Below are 20,362 nucleotides of genomic sequence, written 5' to 3'. Positions count from 1 at the left end.
GTGCGGCGGCGGGGTCTTCAATGGCGGAGCTCACTGGGCATCTCCTCTAACCGGGTGGCCGGCTTGAGCCCTGGATCCGCCGCGGGTGGAGGACCCTTCAGCTGTCCCGCAATACTACTCGCGGGTAAGTGCCTGTGCTAGGGGCAGCCTGCCCTTGATACTCGGCCTGAATGTCCGTGCCAAAATCGACCTGGAAATCGCCGGGAAGCTCCACTGTTGAGGCGTGGTGCACCAGCCGGTCCCATGTGTGGTTGATGCCGTGGACCAGGCCAACCAGGGCGCCGGCCACGAGGTACCAGGCGAGCCGTCCCACGCCAACCAGAACCATGGCGGCGAAGGCGGACACCATCATGAAGGCACCGATCATCAGGGCAAACACGAGAGTTCCAATGACCACCATCGTGCCCGTTTCCACTGCGCTTAGGTCGAACTGCATTCTTCCCCCTGCACCATTGCTTCGGTTGAACCAGTAGCCCGAGCGTAGGGTGCCGGAGACGTGCTCAACTAGGGGCCTTTGAGCGTTCGTGGCCTCTTGATATGGGATCGAAATGCTACCGGGGCGTAGGTCACGGCGCGGTTGCGGCACCCTCACCAATCCCGGGTGTCGCACCGCTTATGTGTACTGCTTGTGTGCCGTGAAGTTAGTGGCCGCGACGTTAGTGCCGCAAAACCCGTCAGTCGTCGTCGTGTTCGGGGGCGCTCTGGCTCATGACCTGGAAGTCCGCTCCGAGGGCGACGTCAACGTGCGTCCCGTCGCTGAGCCGCACTTCAACCTCGTAGGCTGCGCCGGAGCCGTCGCGCTCCACTTCGGTGACGGTGCCCTGGCCTACTTTCGCCAGCGCGGCGCTTGATGCCATGGCGCGGTCGGCGTCGGTGAGCGCCGGTCCGTCGGAATCGTCATCGAGGCTCCCGATGCTGGCTGCCAGGCCACCTAGGGTTCCGAGCCGAAAATCCCGGGCCTGCTGGGTGGCCCCGACCGCAATCGACGCCCCGCCCAGGATCACCGCTGCAGAGGCCGCCCCCGCGATCCACATCGTTCTCTTCCGCATGATCGTCTCCTTTCAGCTGGTCATTCCAGTGTGCTCCCACAGAAGGAAGCAGACAACGATGAATGCGGCGTGGGCCCTGCGTTAACCTTGTAGCTGGCAGTTTTACGAATCCGCTGCCCCGCAACACCATCCCAACCCATCCGCTGGCAGCCGAAGGAGAGCGCGTGTCCCGCTCCGCCGTGTCATCAGCCGACGCCATCAGCGCCCGGCTCCGGGACCTCGAACTCCTCACCAAAGGACCGGCCTGGGCGCTGACGCGCTCGGCGCCCTGGGTGATCGCCGTGCTCCAGGCGTCCTTCACCCGTACCCGTGCCCAGCTTCCGCTGGAAGAGTTCCACGCCGACGTCGACGCCTTCCTCGAACAGCTCCGCCGGCAGGACCCCGGCACGGGCGAGCAGCAGAGCGGCTCGGCAAACGGAAAGAAATATGCGGACGAATGGACCCGCAAGAACTTCCTGACCCGCCGGAACCAGTCGGGCCAGATCGTCTACGAAGTCACCGAACCCGCTGCCCGCGTCCTGGCTTTCCTGGACAGCCTCTCGAGCGAACGCTCCACGCTGAACGGCTCCCGGCTTGGCACACTGCTCGGCGATGTGGAGAAGCTCGCCAACGAGACCAACCCGGACCAGAGCGCCCGGATTGAATCCCTCGAGGAGGAGATCGACGAGCGCCGCCAGCTGATGGAGGACATCAGCTCCGGGGACTTCGACGGACTGCTCGACGACGACGAGGCCGTGGAGGCCGCCGGCAACATCCTCGACCTCGCCGCGAGCCTGCCCGCGGACTACAAGAAAATGCGTGACCGGATCGAAGAGCTCGTGGGGGAGCTGCGCAACCAGATCATCGAGGAATCCCTCAGCAAGGGCGCCACCATGGCCCAGGTGCTGGAGGCCGACAAGCGGCTCCGGCAGAGCCCCGAAGGCCGCACATTCCGGTCCTTCACCGCGTTCCTGGAGGATCCGCAGCAGCAGCTGAGGTTCCGCTCGGCGATCGGCGAGGTGCTGAGCCGGCAGTTCGCGGACGAGCTCAGCCATGACGAGCGCGAGACTCTCAAGAACCTGGTGGCCGAACTCCGCAGCCAGCACAGCCAGATCCAGAGGATCTACGGCAAGCTCAGCGAAAGCCTCAACACGTACGTCCAAAGTGACGACTTCCGTCAGTCGGTGCGGCTGCGGAAGGTTCTGCGGGAGGCCGAGCAGGCGATCCGCTCCCTGCCCTACGAGCGCGAACGGCCCGGACTGGTCCGCGGCCCGGTGCTGTTCAGCGCCGGCTTCGAGTCCCTTGCCATGGTCAAGCTCTTCGACCCCGACGAGTTCGCGGCGCCGCCCAAGCTCGCGGACCCCATCGCATTCTCCGACTCGGACCGCGCGCGTTCACCCCGGACCGCCAAGGCCAAGCCGGAAGCCATCCGCGCTGCGCTGGCCGGGGCCTCCACCCTCACCGAGGCGTGGGAGCAGCTCCCGGCCGGGGAACGCCACATCAACTCGATCCGGGYCCTGCTTTCGCAGACCCTCCACGAGGGCGCCGGCTTCGACCGCGGAACCTGGGGCCCCATCGAATTCGAACAAATCGACGGCACCACCCGCACCGCCTACCTGCCCGTCGTCACGCTCGCGAAGGATTGACCATGACTGAAGAGACCGCGACCGAGACCGTGACCGAGGCCGAGACCGTGACCGATATAGCCGCCGGGAATGCGGCACCGGACCTGCAGTCCGCGCCTGCGCCAGCCGGGAACGAGGGCGACCACGTCCGGAGCGACCCCTTCACCGTCACTCCCCGGGACACGTTCGTCGACGGCGCCGCCCTCTTCCCGGGCGATACCGGCGTGCTTCCGATGAAGGTCCGGCAGGCGCTCGTGAAGCTTCTCAAGGGCCCGTACGTCGACGGCGGCCGCGACGAAAAACTCTGGACCACGCTCCTGGACAACCAGCTGATCCTGCGCAGCCGCCTCTCCGAACTGTTCCTCACCCTGCAGCTGGACCACGAACGCAAGGTGGCAGTCCTGCGCCCCGTGGACCCCGAGGCGATCGGCGGCAGCACCCGTTCGAGCATCCTGCGGCAGCAGCGAGCCCTGAGCAGGGTCGAGACCATCGTCCTGCTCCGCCTGCGCCTCCTCCTGGACCGCCACGTCACCGCCCAGACCGACCCCACCGTCACGCGCGAGGAAATCGCCGAACTCGTCGCCCACTACCAGCCCACCGGCCAGCAGGACGCCCTGCGCGACGCCGACGTCGTCAATCGCGCCATCACCAAGCTCCTGGCCCGCCAGCTCCTCCTCACCACAGGCCTGGACGAGGTCTACACGATCTCCAACGCCCTCCCGCTGGCGCTCCCGTTCGAAAACATCGGCGACATCCCGGCCCAAATCGAAGCCCTCGTCGCAGCCAGCACCGACCAGTCAGGAACAGAACCCCTACTGGAACTCGACGCCGACACGGTGGCCACCGGCGAATCCGAAGACGACGCAGACAGTGAGCCGACCAGCGACGACGAAGGCTACGTCGCCAACGGTGACGATGACAACCAAGACGACGACGGCGATGCCGCCCCGGGAGTGGCATCGGGCCTGTCGGAGCCGCGCGCTGAGCTGATCGAAGATCAGCTGCGCGGCGCAGGGGCGGGGGCGGCATCGCCGTCGGCATCACACGCAACCACAACTAACGCAACCACGGACACGAACGAGGCCAACAAGTGAGCATCGCAACCATGCTGCCGATGGGCGAGCTCACCAACCCGGGCCAGATGCGCCTCGCCCTCGTCCAGGTGGTCAACTGGGGCACGTTCCATGGCGCCCACACGATGCACGTGGACCGCAACGGCACATTGCTGACCGGCAATTCGGGCGTCGGCAAGTCCACGCTGTTCGATGCCATGCTTCGGGTCTTCGACGCCCGCCCGCGCTCCAACGAAGCGGCTGCCCAGCGGGCCGGAGGCGCTGTCGAGGACAAGCGCACCACGTTCACGTACATGCGCGGCAAAGTGGGCGACAAGGCAGTTGGCGAGGGCTCGGCGAGTGCGTTCCAGCGGCCCGGGGCCACCTGGTCCGCCGTCGCCCTGACGTTCGATAACGCCGCCGGCACTAAGGTCACGGTCTCGGCGCTGTTCGACCTGCCCAAGAACGGCACGGAATCCAGCGTCGGCCGGTACTACGTGATCGACAACAAGCCGCTGGATCTCGCGGCGATCGAGGGCATCGCGGACAAGCGGTTCACCAAGTCCGCGCTCGACGCGGTCTTCCCGGACGCCCAGATCTTCGACGTCCACAAGGCGTTCGCCGAACGCTTCCGCCGCCTCCTGGGGATCAACTCGGACCAGGCCCTGCCGCTGCTGCGCGTCATCCAGGCCGGCAAGGGACTCGGCGGCAGCGTCAACACGTTCTTCCGCGACCAGGTCCTTGACGCCCCGGCCACGCTGGCCGCAGCGGACGACGTCGTCGAGGAATTCAGCAACCTCATGTCCATCCGGCAGCGCCTCGAGGACGTTCGGCAGCAGCGCGACCAGCTGACTCCCGTTCCCGGGCTGAACAAGGAATACGCGCAGGCGCTGCTCGACGCGAACCGTCTGCGGGACCTTTCGGGCGAGGAATTCGAGGCCTACAAGCAGCAGCTCGCCGTCTCTGTCCATGAGAAGACCCTGGCCCGGCTCAAGGAACTCGCCCAGGCGAAGGCCCACGACCTCGCCGCCGAACGCGCTGTCCGCGACGGCTTCGCCAAGGAGCTGCGCCAGCTTGAAGGGGAGTACAACAACCAGGGCGGCAACGCGATTTCCGCGATCGAGCAGTCCCTGGAGAACGCCCGTGTGGGCCTCAAGCTCCGGCAGGACGTGGAGGAATCGACCCGCAAGGCCCTGACCGACGCCGGGCTGGACCTCCAGTGGTCGGCCGCAGGCTGGGAACAGGCGCACGCCCACGCCGCGGCCCGCTCTGCCGAGCTCCAGAACGACTCCGAGGCGCTCAAGGAACTGCGCTTCGAGGCCTTCGACGGCCACGCCACCAGGAAGCGCGAGCTCGCCGCAGCCCAGCAGGAGCTCGTCTCGCTGAAGACGCGCAAGTCGCTGCTGCCGCCGTCGAGCATTGAAAACCGCGGCGCCATCGCGGCGGCCACCGGGGTGCCGGAAGAACACATGCCCTTCGGCGGCGAACTGATCGACCTCGGCGAGGGCAAGGAGCAGTGGCGGCCGGCCGCCGAGCGCGCGCTGCGGAGCCTGGCCACCACGCTGCTGGTGCCTGGCGAGCACTTCGCCGCGGTCACCCGGTACCTCAATGACCACTCCGTGCGCGGGGCACTGCGCGCCGTGGACGTTTCCCGGCCGCTGCCCGGCGGCGCGCTGGCAGTCGAGGACGTGGCCGACGGCGACCTGCTGACCAAGCTCAGTTTCCTCACCGACGCCGGCCTGGCCGACGGCGCTCACGCCCGGGCGGTGGCGGAGGCCAGCGCCTGGCTCCGCGAACGCATTGCCGTCGACTTCGCCTATCCCTGCGTGGAGGACCCGGACGAGCTCGCCGGCCTGGATAAGGGCCTGAGCCTGGGCGGCGTGGTCAAGCGAAACCGCCACACGGTGGAAAAGGACGACCGTTTCACCTCCCGGCAGGACTACGTCCTCGGCTTCGACAACGCCGCCAAGCTGGAGCTCGTGGCGGCACAGGTGGAGGACCTGCAACAGGAACTGGCCAAAGCCGCCGAACTGGCGCGAAGCCGCGAAGAGTCGCACCAGGGCATGACCCGGCAGCTCGAGGCCCTGCGCCGTGTGGCCGACGACCACCGGCCCTGGGAGCAGGTCTCGGCCGCCGTGGCCGCGGAGGAACTCGCCAGGATCGAGCAGCGGCTCAAGGACGCCCTCGCCGCGCAGGCCGACCTCGAACCGCTGCGCGCCAGCATCGAGGCCGCGCGGCATAAGCACCAGTCCAGCACCGAAACGGCGGCCGTGCTGCAGAGCGAGTACAAGGCCCTCGACGCGCGCATGACCGCCGCCGATCAGCTGCTCGATGCCGCCCGCAACCGGCTCGCGCAGGCGCCGCCGTCGGACGCCAGCATCGCCGCGCTGGAACCGTACTTCACCGGCTTCGGCGACGTCCTGGAGATGCACGAGCTCGACAACCTCGCCAACCAGGTCCGCACCCGGCTTCTCGCCGAACTGCACGGTGCCGAGTCCCGCGGGCAGGCCACCTCGGAGCGCCTCACCCGCATTTTCGAGGGCTTCGTCCGCGAGTGGGGCACGGCGATTTCCGCGGACCACGGCACCTCGATCGGCGCCGCAGGGGAGTTCGAATCCCGCTACCACGCAATTGTCAGCGATGGGCTGCCGGCGCAGGAGGCCGAGTTCCGGCAGTTCTTCAACCAGCGGACCCACGAGTCCTTTTCCACCCTGCTGCACCTGCTGGACGAGGAACGCCGCGCCATCACGAGCCGCATCCTGCCGCTGAACGGCATCCTGTCCGAGGTCAACTTCCACGAGGGCAGCTTCCTGGAACTGGACATCAAACAGACGCTGCCCGCGACGGCGAAGCAGTTCAAGGACGCCATCCAGAACGCGCTCAAGGTCCGGCACACCCGGCCCGGGAAGACGGTCACAGCAGCGTCCGCCGCGGCGGCGACGGGTGCCCAGTCGGACGACGACGCCGAGCTCACCAACCGCTACAAGTCGCTCGAAACGCTCGTGAAGCGGCTCGGCTCACAGACCCCCGAGGACCGGCGCTGGCGTGCCGAGGTGCTGGATGTCCGCGGCCACCTGTTCATCCAGTGCAAGGAGCACCGCGAAGTGCAGGGTACCGGCGCCAAGGGTGCCGCGAAGGGCGCCAGGAAGACCGAGGTCTTCATGCACGCAGATACCGGCTCCATGTCCGGCGGTGAGCGGCAGCGTTTCACCGCGTTCATCATGGCGGCGGCACTGAGCTACCAGCTGGGCATCGCCGAACAGGGCTTCACCACCTACGGCACGGTCATGATGGACGAGGCCTTCGTGCTCGCCTCGGAGGAATTCGCCGGCGCCGGCATCAAGGCGCTGCACGAGTTCGGCTTCCAGCTCCTGCTGGCCGCGCCGGAGAACGTGATCGACCTTTCCCGGCACCTGGGGTCCGTGACCGAGATCCTCAGGGACAAGCGGACCAACCGCTCCGGCGTCCTGACCGCCCCAGTGATTGCCCCGCGTCCGGGGACCGAGGGCACCTGGCGGTCCGAGGCGAACCCCGTGGACATCGTCCTGCGCTGACCCCGCGTTGCTTGGGTCGGAGCTGAGGACGGCGGAGCCGGTTCAACAGGAGTAGTTGTACCACCCGGCGCCAGACTTGCGGCCCAGCTTTCCGGCCCTGACGAGGGTTGCAACGGACTCATCCGGGGCGTCGGCCGGATCGCCAGTCGCCGCATACGTGGCCTGGGCGATGTAGTCCACGACATCCAGTCCCACCAGGTCCATCAGCTCGAATGGTCCCATCGGGTGCCGCAGTGCGGTCTTTGCCGTGGCGTCGATGTCTTCCATGCTGGCCACACCGCCGGCCAGCAGCGCGAGTGCCTCCTTTTGCACGGCGCCCATCAGCCGGTTGGCAACGAAGCCCGGAACCTCCCGGTTGATCAGCACCGGTGTCTTGCCAAGGCGCCGGGCCAGTTCCACGGTAGTGTCCACGGTTTGCTGGGACGTTCCGGCATGCCTGACCACTTCCACGCATTCCATGACCAGCACGGGGTTGAAGAAGTGCATGTTGCACACCTGCCCGGGCCGGCCGCTGGCCCCGGCCACGGCAGAGGAGCCGATCGTGGAGGAATTGGTGGCCAGGATGGCATGCGGCGGAGCGAGCTGGCCCAGCCGGGCAAAGATGGCCTTCTTGGTTTCCAGCCGTTCGGTGGCGGCCTCAATGACAAAGTCTGCAGAGGGTGCCACCGCGTCCAGATCAGTGCTGAACTCCAGCCGGTCATGGGCGCGCTCCGCCCGTTCCGCGGCCAGTTTTCCGGATTTCACCATTTTGTGGGTGCGTTCACGCAGTTGGGCCGCGGCGGCGTCCAGTTGGCCCGGCGACACGTCCTGCACGGTGGTGGTGTATCCGGCCAGGGCGGCTGTCAGGGCTATCTGCGACCCCATGGCGCCGGCGCCGACAACGAGGACACTCGTGATGGAGGTAGTGGGTTGCACGGTTTCTCCGGGTCCTAGGCGCTCGCTCCGCGGTGGCTGGCGACCTGGCCGCCGCGGAGGTAGACGGTGGTGGTGTGCGTGTAGAACTCCTTGGCGCTCTGGCCCTGTTCCTTGGGTCCGTAGCCGCTCTTCTTGGCCCCGCCGAAGGGCACATGCGGGTCGGCGCCGGCGGATTCGGAGTTCACGTGCAGGATGCCGACGTCCAGCTCTTCCATTCCCTCCAGCGCCAGGGTGACGTCCTGCGTGAACAGTGCTGCGGAGAGCCCGAAGTCGCTGTCATTCGCCAGGTCAAAGGCTTCCTGGGTTGAGGCTGCCCGGCGGACGCTGAGCACGGGGCCAAAGAGCTCATCGCGCCAGACATCAGCGTGGCTTGCCCCCGTGAGCTCCAGGATCGTGGGGGCAATGAAGTGGCCGTCGGCCCGCGCCGCGTCCTCATAGGGGAGGCCTCCCGTCAGCAGCCCGGCGCCCTGGTCCAACGCGGTGGCGATGCCGCGCTGGATGGACGACTGGGCGTCGGCGCTGACCACGGGTCCCATCTGGGTTGACGGATCTGCGGGGTCGCCCACAAGCAGGGCCCGGGCCCTGGCGGCCAGCCCGGCGAGGAATTCATCGGCGACGGCGTCCGCTACGATCAGCCGCGACGTCGCCGTGCACTTCTGCCCTGTGGAGCGGAATGCGCCCAGCATGACCTGTTCGGCGGCTAGTTCAAGGTCGGCGTCGGCCAGGACGATGGCGGCGTTCTTTCCACCCATCTCCGCCTGGATCGGAACACCCCGGGCTGCCGCCGCGGCGGCCAGGGTGCGGCCCACGCCGGTGGAGCCGGTGAAGGACAGCCCGTCCAGCGCGGGATGCTCCACCAACGCGGTCCCGATGGCGCCGGGGCCAATGACCAGGTTCAGGACGCCGGCGGGCAGCCCGGCCTGTTCCAGCGCCTGGGCCAGCCGCATGGCCAGCAGGGGCACCGTGCTGGCCGGCTTCCAGACCACCGTGTTGCCGTATGTCAGTGCGGGGGCGATCTTCCAGGCCGGGATGGCAATGGGGAAGTTGAAGGGCGTCACGACGCCCACTACTCCCAGTGGTTTGCGGGTGACGAAGATCTTTTCGCCCCGCCGCGGGGAGGAGTAGACCGCACCGGCCTCGCGGTCTCCGTCGTTGCCGTAGTAGCGGAATATCTGCGCGGCGCGCAGCACCTCGCCCTGGCCCTCGGCCAGGGTCTTTCCCTCCTCGCGGGCCAGTTCCAGGCCCCAGGCCCGCGAGTTAGCTTCGAGGATCGCCGCCGTGCGCAGCAGCACCGCGCCGCGTTCGTGGGCAGGGGTGCGGGCCCAGCCATGCTTCGCCGCTACGGCGCTTGCCATCGCGCGGTCGACGTCGGCCGGTCCGGCCTGCAGGCCCTGAGCCACCGTTTCGGCCGGGCGGGCGGGGTTGACGGAGGTGATGATGCCGCCGTCGCCCTGAAACCAGGTGCCCGAGATGTAGTGCTGCAGTTCGACTGCTGTGGTCATTGCTGTATTCCTTTACTCGCCGCGCCTCAGCGGAAGGCCGGGATGCCCGTGATGTGGTTGCCGAGGATCAGTGTGTGGACCTCGTCGGTGCCCTCATAGGTGCGCACCGATTCCAGGTTGTTCGCGTGCCGCAGCGGCGAATAGTCGAGGGTGATGCCATTGCCGCCCAGCATGGCGCGGGCGTCGCGGCAGATCTGGATGGCCTCGCGGCAGTTGTTGAGCTTCCCCACGGAAATGTGGTGCGGCTTGAGCTGGCCCGCTTCCTTGAGCCGGCCGATCTGCAGAGCCAGGAGCATGCCCTTGTTGATTTCCAGGGCCATGTTGACCAGCTTCTCCTGGGTCAGCTGGTATCCCGCCAGCGGCTTGTCGAACTGCAGGCGCTCCTGCGAGTAGCTCACCGCCGTCTCGTAGCTGTCACGCGCGGCTCCCATGGCCCCCCAGATAATGCCGTACCGGGCTTCATTGAGGCACTCGAACGGGCCGCGGAGTCCCTTGGCATTGGGCAGCAGCGCGGTGGATGGAAGGCGGACCTCGCTCAGTTCAATGTCGCACTGGATGGAGGCCCGCATGGAGAGTTTGGGCTCAATCGGGGTGGCTTTGAAGCCGGCGGTGTCGGTGGGCACGATGAAGCCCCGCACGCCGTCGTCGGTCATGGCCCAGATAATCGCGATCTGGGCGATCGAGGCCAGACCGATCCAGCGCTTGGAGCCGTTGATGACCCAGCCGTCTCCGTCGCGGCGGGCGAAGGTTTTCATGCTGCCCGGGTCGGAGCCGGCGGTGGGCTCGGTCAGGCCGAAGCAGCCAACGACGTCGCCGGCGGCCATCTGCGGCAGCCACTGGTTCTTTTGCTCTTCGGAGCCATGCTTGTAGATGGCGCTCATCGCGAGCGAGCCCTGCACGCTGACGAAGGTGCGCAGGCCCGAGTCACCCGCCTCCAGTTCCATGGCGGCGATGCCGTATTCGACGGCGGAACGGCCGGGACAGCCGTAACCCTTCAAGTGCATGCCAAGCAGGCCCAGTCCGGCCATCTCCTTGATGATTTCCACCGGGAAGATGGCCTGCTCGTACCAGGTCGCGATATTGGGCCGGATGGTGCTGTCCACGAAGGACCGCACCTTGTCCCGCATGGCCAGTTCTTCGGGGCTGAAGAGGGAATCGATGTTCAGCAGGTCAGACGGGTTCAGCAGGTCAGAGGATTCGTTCATGGTGGTCTCCAAGAGTTATCAGGGTGGGACTTAGGCCGCGGACAGTGCCGCTGCGCTGGCGGTGGCGGTGTTTGGCTGGGCGTCATTGGCAGTCAGGATGGCACTGGCAGTCAGGATGGCACTGCGCAGCACGTCCAGTCCGTCGCGGATCAGCTCCGGGCCGATGACCAGGGGCGGCAGCAGCCGGATCACATTGCCGTATGTGCCGCAGACAAGGACCAGGACTCCCTGCCGGTGGCAGGCTGTCGCCACCTGGGCGGCAAGATCGGCGCGCGGCTCCAGGGTGTCCTTGTCCGCGAATTCGACGGCCAGCATGGCGCCGCGGCCGCGGAATTCAGCAATGATGGCCGTGCTGTCCACGAGGGGCTGCAGCACCTCGCGGACGGATGCCTCAATGGCCCGGGCGTTCGCCAGGAGCGTGCCGTCCTCGAAGGCCTCGAAGACTCCCAGCGCAGCGGCGCAGGCCACCGGGTTTCCGGCGTAGGTCCCGCCCAGGCCTCCGGCGTGCGGAGCGTTCATGAGCTCGGTCCGGCCGGTGACGGCGCTCAGGGGCAGGCCGCCGGCGAGGGCCTTGGCGGTCAGGGTGAGGTCGCCGGCGACGCCGTCGTGCTCGCTCGCAAACAGCTTGCCGGTGCGGCCCATGCCGGTCTGGATCTCGTCCATCACCAGCACAATGCCGTATTTGGTGGCCAGCTCCCGCAGCCCGGCCAGGAAGCCGGGCGCTGGAACCAGGAATCCGCCCTCACCCTGGATGGGCTCGATGACCATGGCCGCGAACGTCCGGGGATCGTTCTCGAGCAGCAGCGACTCAACGCCAGCCAGCGCGGTGGCGGCCGCACCGTCCTCGCCGGTTTGGGCCCATAGCCGGGTGGCCGTGGGAGCACGGAAGACCTCGCCCGGGAACGGGCCGAAATTCTTCTTGTACGGATTCACCTTGGCGGTCATGGCCATCGTGAGGAGCGAGCGGCCGTGGTAGGCGTCGTCGAAGACCAAAACCCGCTCCCGGCCTGTGGCGGCGCGGGCAATCTTGACGGCGTTTTCCACGGCCTCGGCACCGGTGGAGAAGAGCGCCGTGCGCTTCAGGAAGTCTCCCGGGACGTGGGCGTTCAGCCATGCGGCCACCTGCGTGAAGGAATCGTATTCGGTCACCATGAAGCAGGTGTGGGTGAACCTGGCCATCTGAGCGGCCACCTGCGCCTGGACCTGGGCGTTCACGGCGCCCACGCTGGTCACGGCGATGCCGGACGCGAAGTCGATGATGCGGTTGCCGTCCACATCTTCCAGGATTCCGCCGGAGGCCCGGTTGATGAAGACGGGCAGGGTCACGCCGAAGCCTGAGCTGACATGCGCTTCGCGCTCTCGGTGCAGCGCCATGGAAGCGGGGCCGGGAATGGCAGTGGCAACGTGGCGGGACTGGGGGAGGCTGTCTGTGGATCGCGTCATGTAGATAAGGTAGTGGGCCTGCTCCCGGCTGACATTGGATGGTCTGTCCTCGTTCGAGCCTAATTTGGTTAGAATATCCAAAGGATTCATGTCTACCCGGAAAGGGCGGCCGCGTGATCAGTCTGGCCCAGCTGCACAGCCAACTCGGCAGCGATCTCAGCACGGTGGCCGGGGGTCCCGTGGCTCGCCGGCAGATCTCGGGCGTGCACATCTCCGAGCTCGACGATCCCACTCCCTATTTGGAAGGCGGTGAGCTCCTTCTCACTACGGGCATCCCCGTTTCGGGCGGAGAAGCCAAGGTGGCGGCCTATGTCCGGCGTCTGGTGGAGCGCAACATCGCAGCCTTGGGACTTGGCCTGGGCGCCGGTGTGGATGAGGTGCCGCCCGCGCTGATTGCCGCCTGTGCCTCGGAGGGGCTGGAGCTGCTGGTGGTGCCCGACGGCACGCCGTTCATGAACGTGTCCCGCGCCTACTGGGACCTCGTGGGCAGGGAGGGCCAGGCTGACCTGAGCGCAAGTCTCGGCACGCAGACAGCGCTGGCCCGTGCGGCGACGCAGCCGGATGCGCTCCCATCCGTGGTCAAGGCGCTGGCCCAAGCACTGGGCGGCTGGGTCGCCTACCTCCCGGCAGACAATGGGGCGGAAACGCTCTGGCCGGAGGACAACCACACGATTGTGGGGCAGCTGCGCCTTGAGGCGTCGCGGCTGGACATGGCGGTGACGCATTCGGCCTCCACCTTTCAGATTCACGGCACCGACGTCGTGGAGTATCCGGTCCTCGTGGGGCGGCGGACGGCCGGCTTCCTGGCCATCGGTGCCGGGCGAAAACTGACTCGGGCCGACCGGCAGATCATCATGACCGTGTGCGTCCTGCTCTCGCTCAAGGCCGCCCAGCAGCAGGAGAGCGCCGCCACCGCCGCAGCGCTCGGCTCGGCCGTGACCAAGCTTTTCCTGACCGGACATGTTGACGCCGGCCGGGCCCTGGCCCCGGACCTGGGCATCGTCGCGCCCACCGGGCCGGTGCGGATCCTGGTGGTGCGCGGCGAAACGGATGCCGGGGCAGATTCGGCGGCGGCCTTCGGGGAGCTGGAGTCTCGGCTGCGCGCCGGAACGGGCTGGGCCGGTTGGCCGCAGGCCGCCGGTGCCCTGCGATCCTGCCGCCTGCGCCATGAGGCCGGCGGCCTGAGCTATTACCTGCTGGACGCGGAGCACGACGCCGGCACTTCTGGCACCGCCGCAGGCGCCGTCCCGGCGCACCCGAACGACGTCGCCGCCGGCACCAGCACGGTCACGGCGGCGCTGAGCCGGCCGATGCCGCTGGAACGTGTCCACGATGAGGCGGGTCAACTGGCCGCCATGGTGCGTGCACTGGAGACCGGGCAGGTTGTCGAGGTCCCCGCCGGGGCACTGGACCCGCGGGCCCAAGGTTGGGTGGCGGCACTGCGCGGCTACCAGCGCGCGGACCTGATCGGCACTGTGCGCGCCTACTTGAGGCACCGGGGCCAGTGGGAGGGCGCTGCCCGTGAATTGGGGATCCACCGGAACTCGCTGCGCCACCGGATGGGAATCGCCGCCGAACTGCTGCAGGCGGATCCGGATGATCCCGATGTGGCCGCTAACCTGTGGCTGGCGCTGCGCTGGGTGTAGCGCCGCACCGGTCAACGCCGGCACTCCCGGCGTCGGCCAGCCACGCGCGGATGCCGTCGCCATGTTCGCCCAGCGTCGGCGGGGCCGCCACGGGTGCCGGGAACGCCGGTGTCCAGGTAATTGGATGGCGGATCTGCCGCCCGACGGGCTGGCCCGCGGCGTTGCGGACCTCGATGGTCGGTTCAAGTCCCAGCGACTCGGCATAGTCAAGACCCTCATCGATGCCGGCCACATGGCCGGCCGGGACGCCGGCGTCGATGAGCTTGTCCTGCCAGATGAGGGCAGAGGACGTGGACAGGGCATCCTCGAGCAGGGGCACCAACTCCGCGCGGTGTTCCACGCGCGCGTTGTTGGTGGCAAAGCGCGGGTCACGGGCCAGCCCGGCAATGCCCAGAACCTGGGTCAGCTTGGCGAACTGTCCGTCGTTGCCGCAGGCCACTGCCAGCGGCGCATCCGCACACTCGAGCAACTGGTACGGCACGATCGAGGGATGGGCGCTGCCCATGCGGTGCGGCACCTTACCCGCGCCCAGGAAGGCCTGGCCCTGGTTGGCCAGCGCACCCTGCAGGCTGGAGAGCAAGTTGAGCTCCAGATGCGCCCCGCGGCCCGAGATGTTCCGGGCCGCCAGGGCGGCAAGGACGCCAATGGCGGTGTCCTTGGCTGTCAGGACGTCGACCAGGGCGACGCCGGCCTTGGTGGGACTGCCGTCCTCCTCGCCAGTAATGCTCATCAGCCCGCCCAGGGCCTGGACGATGAAGTCATAACCCATCAGGTTGGCTCCGCCGGCACTGCCAAACCCGGTGATCGAGGCATAGATCAGGCCGGGGTTGGTGGCGGAGAGTTCCGCGTAGCCCAGGCCCAGTTTTGCCATGCCGCCGGGCTTGAAGTTTTCCACCAGGACATCGGCACGCAAGGCCAGCTCCCTGGCCAGCTGCAGATCGCCGGGGTCGGTGAGGTCCAGGCAGACCGATTCCTTGTTCCGGTTCGCGCTCTCAAAGTAGGTGGCCCCGGTAGCCGAGAACGGCGGTCCCCAGGTGCGGGTGTCATCGCCAGTGCCGGGGCGTTCCACCTTGACCACGCGGGCGCCCAGATCGGCCAGGGTCATGGTGGCCAGCGGGCCGGCCAGGACGCGGGAGAAATCGGCCACGAGCAGTCCGGACAACGGTCCCGCGGGCATGTCCCGGGGTTCTTGGGCGGCGTCCCGGTCGGCGGAACCGGGCTGCGGGCCGGGAGTCGAAGTCATGGGGGAGTCCCTTCGTGCATTGCCGTGGCACATCGCCGTGCCCCGGGATACCTGATCAAGGATTCGAAGCCTAACAAGGCGCAACCGACCGATCATTGGATGAATCATCCAAGCTTTGGCCGCTCCGCACAATCGCATTCCGGTGCGAGGGTGCGGCCGCGGCGGACCCCGCGGTAGCGGGGCCGATAGAGTGGCGCTATGGAAGCAGATCCTTCGGTTCGGTCCCGCCGGGAACGCAGCTGGCCAAGGGCGCTGCGGTGAGCCAGGAACCGGCCGCCCCCGCGCCGTCGCGCGGTGCCCGGGCCGCGGTCTTCGCCCAGCTGACCGGCGCCGGCAGATCTGAGCAGGTGGCCCAGCGGCTGACCGACGCCATTCTGTTGGGCGTGCTGGCTCCGGGTGATCGGCTACCCAGCGAGGCGGAGCTGGCCAAGCGGTTTGGCGTGGCGCTGGTGACGGCGCGCGATGGCCTGGGGGCTGTTCGCGAGGCCGGGCTGGTGGAAACCCGGCGCGGCCGCGAGGGCGGGAGCTTTGTGCTGGCCACCGAGCAAACGCCGGAGCGGCTCCTGCGGGCCCGGCTGCGCGGACTCTCGCAGGTGGAGATTGCCGATCTCGCCGCCTATTTTGGCGTGCTGGCGGCCGGCTGCGCAGAACGGGCGGCCGAGCTGGCGTCCACCGATGAAGCCCAGCGGCTGACCGACTGGCTACAGGGGGCCGACTTTGGTTCCGCCAGCGATTCCGGCCGGAACGCCGGCGGTTTCTACCTCGAAATAGCCGTGATCAGCCAGTCACCGCGGCTTGTGCGCGAGCAGATCCGCCTCCAGGCGGAGTTCGGCCCCATGCTGTGGTTGTGCCTGACGGACCCCGCCATGCGGGCGCGGGTCTATGCGCAAAACGAGCGCACCGCCGCCGCGATCGCCGCCCGCGACGCCGCCGCGGCCCGCGCCTCGGTCCGGGCGCAGATCAGCGAGCTTTCCGTGTGGCTGCTGGCCGCCAAGGAACGGTTTGAGCAAGGAGCAACGGCTGATGGCTGACAATGACACGGCGGATACCCTTCAAGCCCGGGCGCGGGACTGCGCCGCGGCCATTGGAGCGTTGTTCAACGGCGTCTTCGACACCCTGCAGCGGTGGCGGGGCCAGGTCGAGGCCTCAACCGCCTGGGGCGCGGGAGATATTGACCCTGCCGTGTATGCGATGGTCGAGCCGGAGCTGACGGCCGCCAACCCGCTGCTGATCGGCGCCGGATTCATCGCCGCGCCGGGCGTGGTGCGTGGCAAGGGTCTCCATTTTGCCTGGTGGCTGGGTCCGCTGGAAGAAAACCCGATCCTGGGCACCACCACCGAACCGAGCCAGCTGGATCTGGCGTCGCGCGATTACGCCGACTATCTTCGGGACCTCAGTGCGCTGGAGTGGTACCGGGTGCCCGAAACCACGGGGGTCCGCCACATCACCGGCCCGTATGTCGACCACTTGTGCACGTGCGACTACATCCTCACCCTCACCGCGCCCGTCAGCGTCGGCGGGTCCATGGCAGGAGTGGTGGGCGCAGATCTTCTGGTGCGCCGGCTCGAGCGGGCCGCCTTGCCGCTGATGCGCGCCGTGGGGGCACCGACGGTGCTGGCGAACGCTGCGGGCAGGGTGGTTGTCTCAACCGATCCGTCGCTCCCCGTAGGGACCCTGGCCGCCCCGAATGCCGGCCCGGGCCCGGGCGGCGCCATTGCCTGCCCCGGCACCAACCTGAAGATCATGGTGGGAACAGCCCCGTAAATTAAACATCCCATTTCAGATGAATAAGGTGTAGTCTCACCATGTGGCCGTGAACCAGGTCACATTGTGGCGTGGTCCGCGACGCGGCCCGGCCCACCCAATTCACTGAAGGGAACCCCATGAGCGTGCGGAATTTGCGGAACTTCGTCAACGGCCAGTTTGTTGACTCGGCCTCCACAAGCCGGTTGGAGATCCACAATCCAGCCACCGAAGAGGTCATCGCCACAACGCCCGTATCCACCGCCGCCGACGTCGCTGCCGCCTACGCGGCAGCCGCGGCGGCGTTTGAGACCTGGAGCGAAACCACTCCGGCGGAGCGCCAGCGGGCGCTGCTGCACATTGCCGACGCCGTCGAGACCCGGGCTGATGAGCTGGCCGACCTCGAATGCGCCGATACCGGCAAGCCCCGTGCCGGGATTGTCCCGGATGAGATCGACGTCCTCGTGGACCAGATCCGTTTCTTTGCCGGCGCCGCCCGGACGCTGGAAGGCCGGGCCACCGCCGAGTACCTGGCGGACCACAGTTCCTCGATCCGGCGCGAGCCGATCGGCGTCATCGGCCAGGTGGCCCCGTGGAATTACCCGCTGATGATGGCGGCGTGGAAGGTCATTCCAGCGCTTGCGGCCGGCAATACCGTAGTTCTGAAACCCTCCGATTCCACGCCGAGCTCCACCCTGCTGTTTGCCGAGCTGGCCAGCGCCTTCCTCCCTGCTGGCGCGTTCAATGTGGTCCTGGGCGACCGCGAGACCGGCAAGGCGCTGGTGGCGGACGAGGCCCCCGAGATGGTGTCCATCACCGGCAGCGTGCGGGCCGGAATGGAGGTGGCCGGAGCGGCGGCCGCCGACGTCAAGCGCGTGCACCTTGAACTGGGCGGCAAGGCCCCGGTCATAGTGTTCGACGACGTCGACATCGCCACCGCGGTGGCGGGCATTGTCCCGGCGTCCTTCTACAACGCGGGCCAGGACTGCACCGCGGCCACGCGGCTGCTGGTGCATGAAGACATCCACGATGAGTTTGTGGCTGCTTTTGCCGAGGAAGTGCGGCAGAACGCCAGGACGGGCGGTCCCGCCGAGGACGGGATCCTGTACGGCGCGCTCAGCAGCGCCGACCACCTCCAGCGCGTCGCCGGATACCTGGAACGGCTGCCGGAGCACGCCACTGTTGAAGTCGGCGGCAAGCGCCACGGCGGCGTGGGCTACTTCCACGAAGCCACGGTGGTGTCCGGGCTGAACCAGGACGACGAGCTTGTCCAGAGCGAAGTGTTCGGCCCGATCGTCACTGTGCAGAAGTTCTCCAGCGACGCCGAGGCCCTGGCCCTGGCCAACGACGTGGACTACGGGCTGGCGTCCTCGGTGTGGACCAAGGACCACACCCGGGCCATGCAGTTCGCCAAGCGCCTCGACTTCGGCTGCGTCTGGATCAACACCCACATCCCGCTCGTGGCCGAGATGCCGCACGGCGGATTCAAGCACTCCGGGTACGGCAAGGACCTGTCCATGTACGGGCTGGAGGACTACACCCGGATCAAGCACGTCATGAGCTACATCGGCTAAGCAGCGCCACCACCGGCACGTCCGCCGCCAGCACGAGCACAACCGGCATCCTGCGCCGGCCCCCAGAATCTCCCGCCAAAGTCGTCGGAAGGAAACCATGTCTACCGAACCCCGCAACACCGCCGAGCTTAACGATAGTGAACATCTTGCCGTCCTGGGCTACCAGGATTCCTTTGACCGGTCCATGTCCCTGTGGGCCAATTTCGCCCTCGGATTCACCTACCTTTCTCCGCTGGTGGGGGTGTACTCGCTCTTCGCCGTCGCCATGGCGGCCGGCGGGCCGCCGTCGGTCTTCTGGATCTTCATCGTGGGGGCCGGGCAGATGCTGGTGGCGCTCGTATTCGGCGAAGTGGTGTCGCAATATCCCATTCACGGCGGCATCTATCCGTGGACCAGGCGGCTTTGGGGCCGGCGCTATGCCTGGATGGCGGCCTGGGTCTACATCTGGGCCATGATTGTCACCATCACCGCCGTGGCCGAATTTGGCAGCGGCTTCCTGGCCAGCCTGTTCGAGATTGAGCTGAACCGGGAAAGCACGCTTGGCCTGTCGGTGCTGCTTCTTCTCGTGGCGCTGGTCCTGAACTTCACCGGCACCAAAACCATGGCCCGGGTGGCCCGGATCGGTCTGGCGGCAGAGCTGATCGGCGTGATCGCCGTCGGCCTGTACCTGCTGATTTTCCAGCGCAAACAGAGCTTCGGCGTGTTTTTCGACTCGATGGGCGTGCAGGGAGACGGCAGCTACCTGAACGCCTTCATGGGCGCCGCCCTGGCCGGCCTGTTCCTCTTCTACGGCTTTGAAGCCTGTGGCGACGTGGCGGAGGAGGTCGCCAACCCGGCCCGGCGGATCCCGCGTGCCATGATGATGACCATTGTGGTGGGAGGCGTCTCCGCATTGTTCTCCTTCGGCGGCTATGTGCTGGCCGCGCCCAACCTGCAGGAGATCGTCAACGGCCAGGATGCAGACCCCATCCCCGCCATCCTGGAATCGGCCCTCGGCCCGGTGGGTGCCAAGATCTTCCTGGTCGTTGCGATCACGGCGTTTCTGTCCTGCGTGCTGAGCCTGCAGGCGGCGGCCAGCCGGCTGATCTTTTCCTTTGCCCGTGACGGCATGGTGCCCGGACACCGCTGGCTGTCCAAGGTTTCCGGTACCGCCAAGGTTCCCGCGAACGCCCTGATCGTCGCCGCCAGCATCCCCCTGGCCATCTGCATCATCATCTATCTGGGCTCGGACGAACTGCTCACCCAGATCACGTCCTTTGCCGTACTGGGCATCTACATTGCCTTCCAGTCCGTAGTACTGGCTGCCCTGCGCCAGCGCCTCAAGGGCTGGCGGCCGGCGGGGCCGTTCAGCCTGGGTGCCGCGGGATTCGCGGTCAATGCCGCCGCCCTGGCCTACGGCATCTTTGCCATGGTGCTGCTGGCTTGGCCCGGCAGCACGGGCGTCTTTGTCACCGACTGGACCGTCCTGCTCGGCCTGGCTGTGGTGGCGGGCAGCGGCCTTCTCTACCTCCTGCTGGCCCGCCCGGACGCCAAGTCCACGGCGCCGGCCGGCGACGCCATCGACGTCGCCGCGAGGCTGCGGGCCGGCAGTGCCCGGCAAGGCAGCACCTCCATCGCCCCATAAGGCTGTACGACGAGTTCGCCTGGGCATCCTCCAACGCGGGGGCACTTACGGCCGATAATCACCACGCAGAATCATACGGTCGTTGCAACATCTGATTTTTGGAGGTTGCCATGCCGAGTGGTTATCGGGCGCCCGATGCGCTGAAGGATGAGTTCTTTTCACTTCTGCGGCAGGGGATGGCGGTCACGCAAGCCTCTGCCCGGATTGG

At 67.5% G+C, this 20,362-nt stretch carries 14 protein-coding genes and 1 pseudogene; 8 read left to right on the top strand and 7 right to left on the bottom strand.

Features of this window, described 5'->3' with window-relative positions; genetic code table 11:
- Positions 1-97: 97 nt before the first annotated feature.
- Both AB4089_RS20455 and AB4089_RS20450 read right to left on the bottom strand, forming a co-directional pair.
- A complete protein-coding gene (locus AB4089_RS20455; protein WP_441411104.1) occupies positions 98-436 on the bottom strand; it encodes a hypothetical protein in 339 nt (112 codons plus the stop codon).
- 238 nt (positions 437-674) lie between these two features.
- The gene (locus AB4089_RS20450; protein ID WP_441411103.1) at positions 675-1,049 is read right to left on the bottom strand and encodes a PepSY domain-containing protein; all 375 of its coding nucleotides are present in this window, start codon (positions 1,047-1,049) and stop codon (positions 675-677) included.
- Between the two features lie 164 nt (positions 1,050-1,213).
- Between AB4089_RS20450 and AB4089_RS20445 the strand changes: the two genes are divergently transcribed.
- From AB4089_RS20445 to AB4089_RS20435, 3 genes and pseudogenes are all read left to right on the top strand, one after another.
- Complete coding sequence (locus tag AB4089_RS20445; RefSeq protein ID WP_441411102.1) at positions 1,214-2,674, top strand: DUF3375 family protein; 1,461 nt, start codon at positions 1,214-1,216, stop codon at positions 2,672-2,674.
- Positions 2,675-2,676: 2 nt separating this feature from the next.
- A pseudogene (locus AB4089_RS20440) lies at positions 2,677-3,546 on the top strand (DUF4194 domain-containing protein); the annotation flags it as partial.
- Positions 3,547-3,743: 197 nt separating this feature from the next.
- Entirely contained in the window at positions 3,744-7,259 is a 3,516-nt protein-coding gene (locus tag AB4089_RS20435) for an ATP-binding protein (RefSeq protein WP_441411101.1), read from the top strand.
- Between the two features lie 42 nt (positions 7,260-7,301).
- Here AB4089_RS20435 and AB4089_RS20430 read toward each other — a convergent pair whose 3' ends face one another.
- The 4 genes from AB4089_RS20430 to AB4089_RS20415 are packed head-to-tail and all read right to left on the bottom strand — an operon-like array spanning position 7,302 to position 12,324.
- Positions 7,302-8,174, bottom strand: a complete 873-nt coding sequence (locus AB4089_RS20430) for a 3-hydroxyacyl-CoA dehydrogenase family protein (RefSeq protein WP_441411100.1) — start codon at positions 8,172-8,174, stop codon at positions 7,302-7,304.
- 14 nt (positions 8,175-8,188) lie between these two features.
- Positions 8,189-9,676: an aldehyde dehydrogenase family protein gene (locus tag AB4089_RS20425; RefSeq protein ID WP_441411099.1), complete on the bottom strand. Its 1,488-nt coding sequence runs from the start codon at positions 9,674-9,676 to the stop codon at positions 8,189-8,191.
- Between the two features lie 26 nt (positions 9,677-9,702).
- Positions 9,703-10,881 carry an acyl-CoA dehydrogenase family protein gene (locus AB4089_RS20420; protein WP_441411098.1) on the bottom strand — a complete coding sequence of 393 codons (1,179 nt, stop codon included), beginning with the start codon at positions 10,879-10,881 and terminating at the stop codon, positions 9,703-9,705.
- Between the two features lie 30 nt (positions 10,882-10,911).
- Entirely contained in the window at positions 10,912-12,324 is a 1,413-nt protein-coding gene (locus tag AB4089_RS20415; protein ID WP_441411097.1) for an aminotransferase class III-fold pyridoxal phosphate-dependent enzyme, read from the bottom strand.
- Positions 12,325-12,437: 113 nt separating this feature from the next.
- Between AB4089_RS20415 and AB4089_RS20410 the strand changes: the two genes are divergently transcribed.
- Complete coding sequence (locus AB4089_RS20410) at positions 12,438-13,970, top strand: PucR family transcriptional regulator (protein WP_441411096.1); 1,533 nt, start codon at positions 12,438-12,440, stop codon at positions 13,968-13,970.
- Here AB4089_RS20410 and AB4089_RS20405 read toward each other — a convergent pair.
- Entirely contained in the window at positions 13,939-15,147 is a 1,209-nt protein-coding gene (locus AB4089_RS20405; RefSeq protein WP_441411135.1) for a CaiB/BaiF CoA transferase family protein, read from the bottom strand. The genes AB4089_RS20410 and AB4089_RS20405 overlap by 32 nt on opposite strands.
- Positions 15,148-15,470: 323 nt before the next feature.
- Here AB4089_RS20405 and AB4089_RS20400 point away from each other — a divergent pair, with 323 nt between their 5' ends.
- From AB4089_RS20400 to AB4089_RS20385, 4 genes are all read left to right on the top strand, one after another.
- The gene (locus AB4089_RS20400) at positions 15,471-16,244 is read left to right on the top strand and encodes a FadR/GntR family transcriptional regulator (protein WP_441411095.1); all 774 of its coding nucleotides are present in this window, start codon (positions 15,471-15,473) and stop codon (positions 16,242-16,244) included.
- On the top strand, positions 16,237-16,977 hold the full coding sequence (locus AB4089_RS20395) for a cache domain-containing protein (protein ID WP_441411094.1): 741 nt from the start codon (positions 16,237-16,239) through the stop codon (positions 16,975-16,977). The genes AB4089_RS20400 and AB4089_RS20395 overlap by 8 nt, the downstream gene beginning before the upstream one ends.
- Before the next feature lie 119 nt (positions 16,978-17,096).
- Complete coding sequence (locus tag AB4089_RS20390) at positions 17,097-18,530, top strand: aminobutyraldehyde dehydrogenase (protein ID WP_441411093.1); 1,434 nt, start codon at positions 17,097-17,099, stop codon at positions 18,528-18,530.
- A gap of 97 nt (positions 18,531-18,627) precedes the next feature.
- Positions 18,628-20,154, top strand: a complete 1,527-nt coding sequence (locus AB4089_RS20385) for an APC family permease (RefSeq protein ID WP_441411092.1) — start codon at positions 18,628-18,630, stop codon at positions 20,152-20,154.
- The last annotated feature ends 208 nt before the right edge of the window (positions 20,155-20,362 follow it).

This window comes from Arthrobacter sp. 2MCAF15, from assembly GCF_052115605.1.
GTDB lineage: Bacteria > Actinomycetota > Actinomycetes > Actinomycetales > Micrococcaceae > Arthrobacter.
Note: the sequence above shows the minus strand (reverse complement) of the source record. Positions and strands in the feature narration are given on the sequence as shown.